At 68.1% G+C, this 13792-nt stretch carries 15 protein-coding genes; 13 read left to right on the top strand and 2 right to left on the bottom strand.

Annotated elements, in window-relative coordinates; genetic code table 11:
* Both Q0066_RS06970 and Q0066_RS06975 read right to left on the bottom strand, forming a co-directional pair.
* Positions 1–485: TetR/AcrR family transcriptional regulator (locus tag Q0066_RS06970; RefSeq protein ID WP_298131460.1), on the bottom strand; the 485-nt coding region annotated here is incomplete at its 3' end.
* Positions 485–832, bottom strand: coding sequence for a hypothetical protein (locus tag Q0066_RS06975; protein WP_298131461.1), 348 nt, complete (start codon positions 830–832; stop codon positions 485–487). The genes Q0066_RS06970 and Q0066_RS06975, both read right to left, overlap by 1 nt.
* A 524-nt stretch (positions 833–1356) precedes the next feature.
* Between Q0066_RS06975 and thrS the strand changes: the two genes are divergently transcribed.
* The 13 genes from thrS to gcvP all read left to right on the top strand — a co-directional run.
* Positions 1357–3378, top strand: coding sequence for a threonine--tRNA ligase (gene thrS / locus Q0066_RS06980; protein ID WP_298131462.1), 2022 nt, complete (start codon positions 1357–1359; stop codon positions 3376–3378).
* A gap of 5 nt (positions 3379–3383) precedes the next feature.
* Entirely contained in the window at positions 3384–3956 is a 573-nt protein-coding gene (locus Q0066_RS06985; protein WP_298131465.1) for an HIT domain-containing protein, read from the top strand.
* A 212-nt stretch (positions 3957–4168) separates the two neighbouring features.
* A complete protein-coding gene (locus Q0066_RS06990) occupies positions 4169–4816 on the top strand; it encodes a CDP-alcohol phosphatidyltransferase family protein (protein WP_298131490.1) in 648 nt (215 codons plus the stop codon).
* 44 nt (positions 4817–4860) lie between these two features.
* Entirely contained in the window at positions 4861–5619 is a 759-nt protein-coding gene (locus tag Q0066_RS06995) for a DUF881 domain-containing protein (protein WP_298131467.1), read from the top strand.
* A gap of 12 nt (positions 5620–5631) precedes the next feature.
* On the top strand, positions 5632–5964 hold the full coding sequence (locus Q0066_RS07000) for a small basic family protein (protein WP_298131470.1): 333 nt from the start codon (positions 5632–5634) through the stop codon (positions 5962–5964).
* Complete coding sequence (locus Q0066_RS07005) at positions 5957–6850, top strand: DUF881 domain-containing protein (protein WP_298131473.1); 894 nt, start codon at positions 5957–5959, stop codon at positions 6848–6850. The genes Q0066_RS07000 and Q0066_RS07005 overlap by 8 nt, the downstream gene beginning before the upstream one ends.
* Before the next feature lie 108 nt (positions 6851–6958).
* Positions 6959–7339 carry a glycine cleavage system protein GcvH gene (gcvH, locus tag Q0066_RS07010; protein WP_298131474.1) on the top strand — a complete coding sequence of 127 codons (381 nt, stop codon included), beginning with the start codon at positions 6959–6961 and terminating at the stop codon, positions 7337–7339.
* Between the two features lie 82 nt (positions 7340–7421).
* Entirely contained in the window at positions 7422–7922 is a 501-nt protein-coding gene (locus Q0066_RS07015; protein WP_298131476.1) for an FHA domain-containing protein, read from the top strand.
* Between the two features lie 6 nt (positions 7923–7928).
* A complete protein-coding gene (locus Q0066_RS07020; protein WP_298131479.1) occupies positions 7929–8630 on the top strand; it encodes a MerR family transcriptional regulator in 702 nt (233 codons plus the stop codon).
* A gap of 8 nt (positions 8631–8638) precedes the next feature.
* Entirely contained in the window at positions 8639–9112 is a 474-nt protein-coding gene (locus Q0066_RS07025) for a bifunctional nuclease family protein (RefSeq protein WP_298131481.1), read from the top strand.
* Between the two features lie 169 nt (positions 9113–9281).
* Positions 9282–9854, top strand: coding sequence for a MerR family transcriptional regulator (locus Q0066_RS07030; protein ID WP_298131483.1), 573 nt, complete (start codon positions 9282–9284; stop codon positions 9852–9854).
* 333 nt (positions 9855–10187) lie between these two features.
* The gene (locus Q0066_RS07035; RefSeq protein WP_298131485.1) at positions 10188–10985 is read left to right on the top strand and encodes a hypothetical protein; all 798 of its coding nucleotides are present in this window, start codon (positions 10188–10190) and stop codon (positions 10983–10985) included.
* 177 nt (positions 10986–11162) lie between these two features.
* Positions 11163–13792: aminomethyl-transferring glycine dehydrogenase (gcvP, locus tag Q0066_RS07040; RefSeq protein ID WP_298131487.1), on the top strand; the 2630-nt coding region annotated here is incomplete at its 3' end.

Genomic DNA, 13792 nt, shown 5'->3' on the forward strand with positions numbered 1-13792 from the left:
AGTCCGATGAAGGCCGCACCGATCGTGCGCGCCAGATCGGTGACGTCGACCAATTCGCGGAGAGGGGAGTCGTCCAGCAGTCGGTCGACGGCGCGGGTGACCTCGGCGAACCACAACCCCAGGCAGTCGCGGGCGGTCTGCGCGTGCTCCGGATCGGTCTGTCCGGCCGCCAGCAGTTGCGCCATCACCCGGACGGAGCCGCCGGCGGACTCCTCGGCGTGCAGACGGCGTCCGACCTCGAGCAGCTCGGTGAGTGATGTCGCGGCGTCCAGCGCAGGGCGATAGTGATCGACGCCGCGCTGCGTGCTCACCCGGGTCGCCTCGCGGACCAGTGCCGCCACCGTGGAGAAGTGGTAGAAGACCAGCGCCTGGTTCACGCCGGCGGCGTTCGCCACCGACCGGGCCGAGACTGCGGTGAGTCCGGGACCGCCCAGCAAGTCGATGGTTGCGGCCAGCAGTCGTTCCCTGGTGTCGGACGCCGCCATCAGTCGAGCGTAGGACGGTAAGGCCCCCAGGTCACCGCGGGCGCGGCAAACGCCCCGCACAGGGCCGCGATGACGGTGCCGGGCCAGCTGGTCAGGTAGAGCGGGGTCGATACCGTTGCCGCCACAGCTGCGGCGGCAATGCCGCCGATCAAGCGGATCGCGGGTGATGGCGCACCGGCGCGGGCCAGGGCCGACAGCAGGCCGCCCACGAGGGCGCCAGGGAGGGCACCCACGACGGCGGCCGCGAGCGCGTACCAGAAGAGCAGGAAGATCCATTCTGGGGAGTCCTGCGACGGCCAGATCGCCGACGGCAGGACGGCAATGACCGTCGTAGCGGCGGTCGCCATGCCAGCGAGGGTTCCGCGTGCCATGGCGAGCGTGGTTTGCCGCCGCCGCGGGGCCGGGGGCCACGCGGCCGGATAGTTGATGTAGCGACCCGGAGGGCCGGATGGGGGTGGTGCCATGGTCATGGCGGCCTCCGATCCAATATTGAGCGAACGCTCAATTCAGATCATACGCGGATGTCGACCCAAGTCACCCGCAGGGGGGACAGTTTCAGCTGGCAGTCGTGGTGAGCGGGTTTCTAGAGTGCGAGGTGGGGGAGGCTACTCGTCCGGCATGGGGAGAACCCGGCTGACGATGAGTGGTCCAGTGAACAGGAGTGGACGCGATTGGCGCGACGTCTCTCCTTCAGGCTGTGGCTGAAGTCGGGTTCCGGATCGGGGGAGCGGAATCCGACTTCAGTATGTTCTGGGCCTTCTGGTTCGCGTGACGCCGCGATGACCGGGTCATCGCCGTCCGTCTTGATGCGGCAGAATGGGTCAGCGCTGCGGTGTTCTGCCGCAGTTCCATCCTGAAAGGACCTGTGACCGTGTCTGTCTCCGTTTCCGTGATCCGCAACGACTCTCGCGAGGTGCGGACGGTGGAGACCACGACCACCGGCCTGGATCTGTTCGGCACCGACCGGACCATCGTGGCGATGCGGGTGAACGGCGAACTTCGTGATCTCGCCCGTGAATTGGCTGACGGCGACGAGGTCGAGGGCGTCGCCATCGACTCCCCGGACGGCCTCAACATCCTGCGGCACTCCACCGGACACGTGACGGCGCAGGCCGTCCAGGCGCTCTACCCGGCCACCAAGCTGGGCATCGGACCGTTCATCACCGACGGCTACTACTACGACTTCGACACCGAGCGTCCGTTCACGCCCGAGGACGTCGCCGCCATCGAGAAGCAGATGAGCCAGATCGTCCGTGAGCGGCAGAAGTTCGTCCGCCGCGTGGTCAGTGAGGACGAGGCCCGTTCCGAACTGGCCGACGAGCCGTACAAGCTTGAGCTGATCGGCATCAAGGGCAACACCGGCGACACCGAAGGTGCCTCGGTCGAGGTGGGTGGCGGCGAGCTGACCATCTACGACAATGTCCGGCGCGACGGATCGGTGGCCTGGAAGGACCTGTGTCGCGGCCCGCACGTGCCGCACACCGGCTACCTGAACGCCTACTCGTTGATGCGGACGTCCGCTGCCTATTGGCGCGGCGACCAGCGCAACGCGCAGCTGCAGCGGGTCTACGGCACCTCGTGGCCGACCCGCGACGACCTGAAGGCGTACAAATTCCGGCTCGAGGAGGCCGCCAAGCGCGACCACCGCAAGCTGGGTGCCGAACTCGACCTGTTCAGCTTCCCCGATGAGATCGGTTCGGGCCTGCCGGTGTTCCACCCCAAGGGCGCGATGATCCGGATGGAGATGGAGGACTACTCCCGCCGCCGGCACGTCGAGGCGGGCTACTCCTTCGTGAACACCCCGCACATCACCAAGGGGCACCTGTTCGAAACCTCCAAGCACCTGGAGTGGTACGCCGACGGCATGTACCCCCCGATGCGGGTCGACGAGGAGCGCGACGAGCACGGCCACGTCACCCGGCAGGGCGCCGACTACTACCTGAAGCCGATGAACTGCCCGATGCACAACCTGGTCTTCCAGAGCCGGGGCCGGTCGTACCGGGAGTTGCCGCTGCGGCTGTTCGAGTTCGGGCACGTGTACCGGTATGAGAAGTCGGGTGTCGTCCACGGCCTGACCAGGGCGCGTGGCTTCACCCAGGACGACGCGCACATCTACTGCACCCGCGACCAGATGAAGGACGAGTTGGCCCGGCTGCTGACCTTCGTCCTCGATCTGCTGCGTGACTACGGGTTGGACGACTTCTACCTGGAGCTGTCCACGCGCAATCCGGAGAAGTCGGTCGGCGACGAGCAGACCTGGGAGGACGCCACCCGCGTCCTGGCGGAGGTGGCCGAGGCGTCCGGTCTGGACCTGGTGCCCGACCCGGGCGGCGCGGCGTTCTACGGTCCGAAGATCTCGGTGCAGGCCAAGGACGCCATCGGCCGGACCTGGCAGCTGTCGACCATTCAGCTGGACTTCTTCGAGCCCGAGCTGTTCGAGTTGGAATACACCGCGCCGGACGGCAGCCGGCAGCGTCCGGTGATGATCCACCGCGCCCTGTTCGGCTCGATCGAGCGGTTCTTCGGCGTGCTGCTGGAGCACTACGCCGGCGCGTTCCCGGCCTGGCTGGCGCCCGTCCAGGTGATCGGTCTGCCGGTCGCCGAGGAGTTCAACGACTACCTGTCCGGCGTGCTCGATCAGCTGGCGGCTCGCGGTATCAGGGTCGAACTGGACGCCTCCGACGACCGTTTCGGCAAGAAGATCCGCAACGCGTCCAAGTCGAAGGCGCCGTTCGTGCTGATCGCCGGCGAGGCCGACCGCGACGCCGGGGCGGTGTCGTTCCGCTTCCGGGACGGCTCGCAGCGCAACGGTGTGCCGATCGACGAAGCGGTGCAGACCGTCGTCGACTACGTCGCCGGCCGCGCCAACGCCGACCCGACCGCGGAAAGCTGACAGTGATGACGTCCGGGCCCGGGGACGATCTCGTCGTGGAATCTCCCGACGAGCGTCCCGGGGTGCCGGACGCCTTCCAGCGGCTCTGGACGCCGCACCGGATGGTCTACATCGGCGGCGAGAACAAGCCGTCCGACAGCACCGAGAAGCAGTGTCCGTTCTGCCGTGCCCCGGGACGTCCCGACGACGAGGGCCTGGTGGTGCACCGCGGCGTGGTCGCCTATGTGGTGTTGAACCTGTACCCGTACTCGCCGGGCCACCTGCTGGTCTGCCCGTACCGGCATGTGTCGGACTACACCGACGCCACGCCGGAAGAGGTGGCCGAGATCGCGGCCCTGACCCGTCGGGCGATGACCGTGATCCGCGCGGTCAGTGGCCCGGCCGGCTTCAACCTCGGCATCAACCAGGGCGAGGTGGCCGGCGCCGGGATTGCCGCGCATCTGCATCAGCACGTGGTGCCGCGCTGGGCCGGCGACGCCAATTTCCTGCCGATCGTCGCCCAAACCAAAGCGGTACCCCAGTTGCTCGCAGACACACGCACGCTGCTCGCGGACGCCTGGGCGACCACCGCCGGTTGAGCTTGTCGGCCAACGGCCACTCGGGTCATCCCGGCGGACGCCGGGGTCTCTTCCCAGGTAGTCTGCGCCTTCGCCGAGTGCACCTTCGCCGAGATCCCGGGGCAAGCCCGGGATGACGATGGGCCGACGAGTTCCTGGGCTAGCCCGGGATGACCATGGGCTAAGCAGTGAAGGACGGCGGGCGGGAAGTCTTGTCAGTGGCCCCCACTAGTCTGGGGGACGTGTCATCCGGCGAACCGTACGACACCGAGCGGATCCTCACCCTGCCGAATGTGCTGAGCTTCGTTCGGCTGCTCGGCGTGCCCCTGTTCCTGTGGCTGTTGCTGGCCCGACAGTACGACCTGCTGGCCGTGGTCGCACTAGCCTTCCTGGGCGCCACCGACTGGGTCGACGGCTACATCGCCCGCAAATGGAACCAGCGGTCCAAGCTCGGCCAGGTGCTCGATCCGCTGGCTGATCGGCTCTACATCCTGGCCACCCTGGTCGGCCTCGCCATCCGCGAGATCATTCCGTGGTGGATGGTCGTCGTGCTGGTGTCGCGTGACGTGTTGATGGCGGCGGTCGTCCTGCCGCTGCTGCGCCGCCGTGGCTTCATCAGCCTGCCCGTCCACTTTCTGGGCAAGACGGCCACCTTCTGTCTGCTCTACGCCTTCCCGATGGTGCTGCTGGGTGCCGGTGCCGAGCCGTGGGCGATGGCGTTCCGGGTGATCGGCTGGGCGCTGGCGCTGTGGGGGACGGCGCTCTACTGGTGCGCCGGCCTGATGTATCTCGGGCAGACCCTCGACGTGCTGCGTCGTTTCCCACCGGTCGGCAAGGGTGACCGTCCGTCGACCACGGCCGCGGTCACCGGGGCGGGATGAGCCCGGAACGTACCGCTGTGCGTCGGCGTCGGGTGGACGCCAGCATGGACTTGCTCACCAGCCTCTACCGGGACTCTCTCGACCCCGGCTATGCGGCGTCCGGCAAGCACCGCACACGCTGGTGGCTGGTCGGCTTGGTGGCAATGGTGATCGGGTTGATGATCGGCACCTCCGTTGCGGATCAGTTGCGAGCGGCGCCCGCCGAACAGGTGGAGCGCGACCAGTTGGTGCAGCGAATCGAAGACACCGCCGCCGCCACCGATGCCCTGCGGGCGCGGGCTGCCGAACTGCAGCAGCAGAACCGTTCACTGTCCGAGGGTGCGCTGGCCAAGGACCCGGCGGCCGCCGAGGTGCAACGCCAACTCGACCTGCTCGGTCCGGCCACCGGCATGCAGGCGGTGACCGGTCCGGGCGTCGTGCTGACCGCCGACGACGCCGACGACGCCGAGCGGCGGGGCAGCAAGGTGGTCGACATCGACATCCGGCAGGCGGTCAACGGGCTGTGGCGTTCCGGTGCCGAAGCGATCGCCGTGAACGGGCACAGGCTGTCGTCGCGCACCGCGATCCGGGGTGCGGGTGACGCGATCACCGTCGACTACCGCTCACTCACCCGGCCCTACCGAATCGAGGCGATCGGCGACCCGAACGCGCTGCTGCAGGACTTTCCGGGCACCCCCGGCGGGGCCTGGTGGGCCTACCTCAAACAGAACTACGGCATTCGATACGAGCTCACCTCGGCGGGTAATCTGCGGCTGAACGCCGACCCCGGCCTGGGAGTCCGCAATGCCCGGCGGAAGCCGTGAGGGGGTGACGCCGTGTTCGCCATCGTCGGATTGATCATCGGCATCGCTCTCGGGATCTACCTGGAACCGACGCTGCCGACCGGCCTGCAGCCCTACCTGCCGATCGCCATCGTGGCCGCGCTCGACGCGCTCTTCGGCGGTTTCCGTGCCTACCTGGAACGGATCTTCGACGACAAGGTGTTCGTGGTGTCGTTCACCTCCAATGTGCTGATCGCCGCACTCATCGTCTGGGTGGGCGATCAGATCGGCGTGGGGGCGCAGCTGTCCACGGCGGTGGTGGTCGTGCTCGGTATTCGCATCTTCACCAATGCCGCGGCGATCAGGCGGGCGCTGTTCCATGCCTGAGCCTCTGACCCCCGACGATCCGCGTCCCGACGATCTCCCTCCCGTCGAGCCACTCGACTCGGACGCCGACCCCGCCCGGGTTCCTTCGGCACCGGCTGCGGCGTCGGACGAGTCACCGGCCAGGGACGCCACGCCGTCGGGCTCGGACGTCGCGCGGGCGCCCGAGCCGATCAGCTGGCGCGAACTCGTCCGAGATTTCGTCAAGCCCGGCCGAGCGCAGGTGGTGTTCGCCGCGATTCTGCTGGTCTGCGGGCTGGCCGTCGCCATGCAGGTGCGGACGCAGACCTCCGAGACCGACTATTCCACCCTGCGGCGCGCCGACCTGGTGCAGCTGCTGGACGACCTGACCGCGCAGAGCCGGCAGCTCGAATCCGAGATCGCCGAACTCGAAGCCACCCAACGCCAGCTGCAGAGCGGCGTCGACTCCGAGCAGGTGGCGAAGGAGGAGGCCCAGCGCCGACTCGACGTGCTGGCCATCCTGGGCGGCACCGCGCCGGCCCAGGGGCCGGGCGTCCGGATCACGATCAACGATCCGCAGCACAAGGTGACTTCCGAACTGCTGCTCAACACGATCGAGGAGATGCGGGACGCCGGTGCCGAAGTGATCGCGATCAACGGCACCATCCGGGTGGTGGCCTCCACCTGGTTCGGGCCCGGACCCAACGGGTCACTGGTGGTGGGCGGCGAACAGATCACCCGGCCGATCACCATCGACGTGCTCGGCGACCCGCATGCGCTCACCGAGGCCACGCAGTTCAGCGGGGGACTGGTCAGCGAGGTGGAGAGTTCCCGCATCGGTGGGACGGTGAACATCGTCGCCGACGGCAAGCTGACGATCAACGCCGTCGTCGCCCCGCCGAGCAACCGGTTCGCGAAGCCCGCCTGAACCTGCCCGTCTTCGCATCCAAGCCTGGGCGCGGCCCGTCCGGAACTGGGTAGTGTGTGCGCTGGATGCCGTGCATCCGCCACGTCCGCCACGGCCAAGGAGTCAGCTGTGTATCCCGAGGATCTGAAGTACACCGACAAGCACGAATGGGTGCGCACCGGCAACGGCTCCACCGTTCGGGTGGGTATCACCTCGTTCGCCGCCGATGCACTGGGCGATGTGGTCTACGTGTCCCTGCCGCAGGTCGGTGAAGAGGTCGCCAAGGACGACGCCTGTGTCGAGGTCGAGTCCACCAAGAGCGTTTCGGACGTGTTCTCGCCGGCCTCCGGGGTGATCACCTCGGTGAACGAACTGCTGAACACGACGCCTGAGGTGATCAACTCCGACCCCTACGGCGACGGCTGGATGTTCGAGATCGAGGTCAGCGACCCGTCCGAACTCGACGACGCACTGGACGCCGACGGCTACGCGGAATTGGCCGAGGAGTAGCGAACCGTCAACCTCTGGCTTAGCCTGACGTTGTACACCTTTCACCTAGCCACCGCAGCGTTCGCGCAGGAAGGCCCGGCCGATGATCAAGTGCCCCGCTTGTGGACACGAAAACGCTGACACCAGCAATTTCTGTGCCAACTGTGGCACCTCGCTGACGAACTCGGTGCAGAGCGGCGACACCACCCGGGTGAGTCCCGCGGTGGACGTCAACCTGACCGAGGAACAGCTCGCCGAAGACCTCAGTGCCGAAGACCTCCGGGCGATCTCGATGCTGCCGGCCGACTCGGCGCTGCTGATCGTGCGTCAGGGCCCCGCGGCCGGGGCGCGCTTCCTGATCAACTCGGACGTCACGACTGCGGGACGGCACCCGCGGTGCGACATCTTCCTCGACGACATCACGGTGTCCCGCAACCACGCCCGGCTGGTCCGTCGCGACGGCCATGTCTGGGTCGAGGACGAGAACAGCCTCAACGGCACCTACGTGAACAAGGCGTTGATCGACACTCCGACGGCCCTGCGCCGCGGCGACGAGGTCCAGATCGGCAAATTCCGGATGCTCTTCTTCACCCACCCAGGCTGATCGCGTATGGCTTACGGATTGCGCAGCATCGGTCAGGTCCTCGCGGTACTCAAAGAGGACTTCCCGGACATCTCCATCTCCAAGATCCGCTTCCTGGAGAGCGAGGGCCTGATCTCACCCGAACGGGCCCCGTCCGGCTACCGGCGTTACGCGGAATCCGACATCACCCGGCTGCGCTACATCCTCGCGGTGCAGAAGTCGCACTACCTGCCGCTGAAGGTGATCCGTGAGCATCTGGAGGCGATGGACCGCGGTGAGGAGCCGCCGCGGCTCGAGCCGCTGACCGGTGCGGCGGCCGCCGCCGAGGTGCCGTCCGTGACGTCCGGCGGCGGCCCGCAGCAGCCACGTAGTTCGAAGCGTCCGATCCGGATCACCAGGCGCGAGCTACTTGAACTCAGCGGCCTGTCCGAGGCGAACCTGTCCGAACTGGAGCGGCACGCGCTGGTCAACCCTCGCCGCGGCACCGTCTACTACGGACGCGACGCGCTCACCGTCGCGGTGGCCGCCCGGAAGCTGGCCGCCTACGGCATGGACGCGCGGCACCTGCGTGTCGTCAAGCAGGCGGCCGAACGCGAGGTGGGGCTGATCGAGCAGGCGATCACCCCACATCTGCGCCGCAGCCAGTCGCCCCACCAGTTGGCCAAGGAGGTCATGCAACTGGTGATGCACGCGCACGCGGCGATCATGCGATCCACGATGCCCCAGTAGGTGGAACCATGCGCGAGTTGACCGTTGTCGAAGTCCGGCTCGATTCCGAGGAAGGTTCCCCGGTGCTGATCCTGAAAGAGGTGGACGGCCCGCGCCAACTCGCCATCTGGATGACCGCGGCCGGGGCGTCCGGGATTCTGGGTGCGCTGCAGGCTCCCGACGCCGACCACCCGTCCAGTCACGAACTGATCCTGGCTCTGGTCCACAGCCTCGGCGGTGAGGTGTCGGTCGCGCACATCGTCGGGCACCAGGAAGGCGTCTTCTACGCCGAGCTGATCGTCGACGGGCGTCCGGTGAACGCCCGGCCTTCGGACGCGATCGCGGTGGCGCTGCGCGCCGGGGTGCCGATCAAGGTCGCCGAAGGGGTGCTGAACGCGGTCGGCGTCGTTCCCGAACCGGCCCCGGAGGAACAGCCGGGCGAGGACCAGGTCGAACAGTTCCGGCAGTTCCTCGACTCGGTGAACCCGGACGATTTCGAGTAGGTCACGGTGCCGCTGGCAACCCTGAGGTTCAGGTGGAGGGTTGGTAGCCTGGCCGCATTGTTCGCGGCGTGTCGTTGACCGTTGCGCGGCCTCGGTTTTAGCGTCATGGAAGACGAAGGAACCCGGCGTCGCGGTCGGGGTGGCACCCACACGAGTGAAGGCGGATGAAGTGAACGGTCTGGATGAGGCGGCGGAGCACCCGGTGGACGCACAGGACCTGCTCTTCGACGGCGACTTCGCACCGCTGCCCGAAGACGTCGGCTTCCGCGGCCCGGTGGCCTGCCGGGCGGCCGAGATCACCTACCGCCAGCTCGACTACTGGGCCCGCACCGGCCTGGTGGTGCCCCAGGTGCGCGACGCCAGCGGCTCCGGCACGCAGCGGTTGTACGGCTTCCGCGACATCCTGCTGCTCAAGGTGATCAAGCGGTTGATCGACGCCGGTATCTCGCTGCAGCAGATCCGTACCGCGGTCGACCATCTGCGCGCCCGCGGCGTCCAGGACCTCACCGAGGTGACGCTGATGAGCGACGGCGTCTCGGTGTACGAATGCACCTCCGACGACGAGGTGATCGACCTGCTGCGCGGTGGCCAGGGCATGTTCGGCATCGCGCTGGGTGGTGTCTGGCGCGACATCGAGGGCAGTCTGTCGACACTGCCCAGCGAACGTGCCCAGGACGAGGAAGCCGCTCCGGCTCCCGCCGACGAGTTGTCCCGGCGCCGCCGCGCCCGCGCCGCCGGCTGACCGCCACTCCTCCGCTCGCCTGAGGATGCGCTGATCAAAGCCGCTCCCTCGTCATCCCGGACTTGATCCGGGATCTCTCTCCGTCTGAGATCCCGGCTCGGAGCCCGAGATGACGTGAATGACCGGCACGTCCCACATCGGTAGGCGAGGCGAGCATCTGACGGTTGGCGTGCACGGCGCTCGGGTTGTTCACCGCCGGGTCGTCTGATCGGTGGGCGGCGAACACTTGTTGTATCTGCAGCAATTCCTGCTCCGGCCAACCTGCGCTGCTAGCGTCATCTCGTCCCAGGGGGCACCGAAGCCCCCCGCTTCGACAATGACAGGAGCACCCCAATGGATCGCAGGCATCTGATCACCACCGCCGCACTCGGATCGGCAGCCGCCCTCATTCCGGCGGCCGCCGCCCATGCCGAGCCGCTGTCCGGACCGCACCCCGGCGCGGACGCCGCCACACTGCAACGGGCGATGCGGCGCTATCTCGCCGACGAACTGCGCGACCTCCGGACGGCGCGGGTCACCGTGCCGCGGATCTTCGACATCGGATTCAACTGGCATCCTCCGGTGGCATCGGTGGCCACCTTCGATTTCCTGTTGGCCTTCGGATTCGGCAATCGACCCCCGGCCAATGGCGGCGACCCCAGTCGGGTTCTCCCCGAACCGGGACCGATGAACGAAGATCTTGCGGACACCGTGGTGAAGGTGCGGAAGCGCTCCCGACGCCGGTTGCCCGTCTATGCCCAGTGGGAGATCGCCCGGCACCTCAAGGCCAAGCACGGCATGGACGACGTCGTCTCCATCGAGCCGATCTTCGCCGAGGACGGCACCATCACGTACCTCAGCACGGACGGTGTCGTCGCCCAGGTCGTGGAACTGCGAGCCAACCGACCGGGCGGCGTGGGCCGGGCAGGCGTGATCGGGTTCGAGGACCACATCAAGCGATGCGTGCAGACCACCAGGGCTCGCGGCGTCTCGGCGTTCGCACCCCGCGGCTTCGCGATGCCCAACACCTATGATCCGCAGTCGGCGCAGGCCTGGACGCGCGACCGTGACATCTACCTGATCCACGACATGTACGCCCAGATCGCCGTGCTGCGGAATGACCTGATCAAGGAGCGCTACCCCAACGGCTGAACGCGAGGATTTCTGGGGGATTTGTCCTTCCAGGTGACCAGGAGAACCGTCCCCGGTGACCGCGAGAACCGTCCCCGGGCGGTCGGGAGGACGTTGGTGGGCGGCGGGATGACGGGTTGGGATAGTTTGTGATCCGGGGCGTCGTCGGACGCCGGAGCGGACAACAGGAGAGCGCAGATGGTTGCCTTCACCACTCGTCACATCGGGGCTGTCGGGGAGGAGAGGGCGAAACTGCTGGAGGTCGTCGGCTACGGGTCATTGGACGAGTTGACCGCGGCGGCCGTGCCGTCCGGGATCGCGCTGGACGCGCCGTTGCGCCTTCCTGCCGCCCTGGACGAAGCTGCCGCGGCCGCCGAGCTCGCCGGGTTCGCCGCCGCCAACCGTCCGCGCCGGGCGATGATCGGGCTCGGCTACCACGGCACCATCACACCGCCGGTGATCCGCCGCAACGTGCTCGAGAACCCGTCTTGGTACACCGCGTACACGCCGTACCAGCCCGAGATCAGCCAGGGACGGCTGGAGGCCCTGCTCAACTTCCAGACCATGATCACCGACCTGACCGGGCTGCCCACCGCCGGTGCCAGCCTGCTGGACGAGGGCACCGCGGTCGCCGAGGCGATGGCGCTGGCCCGGCGGATCACCCGCAAAGGTTCGGTGTTCCTGGTCGACGCCCAGGTGCTGCCGCAGACGCTGGCCGTCGTCCGCACCCGGGCGCTGGCCACCGGCATCGATGTCGTAGTGGTCGACGGCGACCTGGTGGAGGCGTTGCAGACACACGAGGCGTTCGCGATCGTCGTCCAGGTGCCCGGTGCGGACGGCGGCGTGCGCAGCGCGGACGAACTGCGCGCGATCGCCGCCACCGCCCACGACAACAACGCCTCGGTGATCGCCGCCGCCGACCTGCTGGCCCTCACCCTGCTCACCTCACCCGCCGAATGGGGTGCCGATATCGCGGTCGGCAGCACCCAGCGGTTCGGTGTTCCGTTGTTCTACGGCGGCCCGCATGCGGCGTACATGGCCGTCCGGGAGGGCTTGGAGCGGCAACTCCCCGGGCGCCTCGTCGGCCTGTCCAAGGACGCCGACGGCACCCCGGCGCTGCGGCTCGCCCTGCAGACCCGCGAGCAGCACATCCGGCGCGACCGGGCCACGTCCAACATCTGCACCGCGCAGGTGCTGCTGGCCGTCGCGGCGTCCATGTACGCGGTGTACCACGGGCCGCACGGCCTGCGAGCGATCGCCGAAGGCGTCCATGACAAGGCGCGACGGCTCGCCGCGACGTTGTCGGAGGTCGGCGAGCTGAGCACCGCGTCGTTCTTCGACACGCTCACCGTGCGGGTGCCCGGCAAGGCCGAGCAGATCGTCGCCGCAGCGGCCGAGGGCGGCGTCCACCTGCGGTTGGTCGATGCCGACCGGGTGGGCATCAGCATCGGCGAGGACGCCACCGAGGCCGACCTCGCGGCGGTCGCCGACGCGTTCGGTGCCACTGCGCCAGGGGAGGACCGGCTCGGCGACCTGGCCGGACACGACCGGGCCGTCGACTACCTGAGCCATCCGGTGTTCAACAGCCGGCACAGCGAGACCGAGATGCTGCGCTACCTGCGCTCCCTCTCCGACCGCGACTTCGCTCTCGACCGCGGGATGATCCCGCTCGGCTCCTGCACGATGAAGCTGAACCCGACCACCTCCATGGAGGCGATCAGCCTGCCGGGGTTCGCCAACCTGCACCCGTTCGCGCCGGCGTCCGACGCCCAGGGGTATCTGACGATGATCGACCGGCTGTGCGACGCGCTGGCCGAGATCACCGGCTACGACCGGGTCTCGGTGCAGCCCAACGCCGGTAGCCAGGGGGAGTTCGCCGGGCTGATGGCGATCCGCTCCTACCATCTGGCCAACGGCGACGAACAGCGCACCGTGTGCCTGATCCCGGCGTCCGCACACGGCACCAATGCGGCGTCCGCGGTGATGGCCGGCATGAAGGTGGTGGTGGTCAAGACCGCCGACGACGGTTCGGTCGACATGACCGACCTACGCGCCAAGATCGAGAGCAATGCCGACACGCTGGCCGCGATCATGGTCACCTATCCCTCGACCCACGGCGTCTACGAGGACACCATCGGAGAGTTGTGTGCGCTGGTGCATGACGCCGGTGGTCAGGTCTACGTCGACGGTGCCAACCTCAACGCTCTGCTCGGCCTGGCCAAGCCCGGCAAATTCGGCTCCGACGTGAGTCATCTCAACCTGCACAAGACGTTCGCGATTCCGCATGGCGGCGGCGGTCCCGGGGTGGGGCCGGTCGGCGTCCGGGAACATCTGGCGCCGTATCTGCCGTCGCATCCACTGCTGGCAGAGGCCGGTCCGGCGACCTCCTACGGTCCGGTCAGCGCGGCACCGTTCGGCTCGGCCGGCGTCCTGCCGATCAGCTATGCGTTCATCGCGATGCTGGGCGCGGACGGCCTGCGCGAATCCGGGCAGGCCGCGGTGCTGGCTGCCAACTACATCGCGAAGCGGATCGGTGGCCACTACCCGATCCTCTACACCGGAACGGACGGCTTGGTCGCGCACGAGTGCATCGCCGACCTGCGTCCGCTCACCAAGGCGACCGGGGTGACCGTCGACGACGTCGCGAAGCGGTTGATCGACTACGGCTTCCACGCCCCGACGATGAGCTTCCCGGTGGCCGGCACGCTGATGATCGAACCCACCGAGTCCGAGTCGAAGTCCGAGCTGGACCGATTCTGCGACGCGATGATCGCCATCCGTGCCGAGGCGGACGCCGTCGCGGCGGGGGAGTGGCCGGCCGACGACAA

This window comes from Micropruina sp. (assembly GCF_027492755.1).
Classification (GTDB): domain Bacteria; phylum Actinomycetota; class Actinomycetes; order Propionibacteriales; family Propionibacteriaceae; genus Micropruina.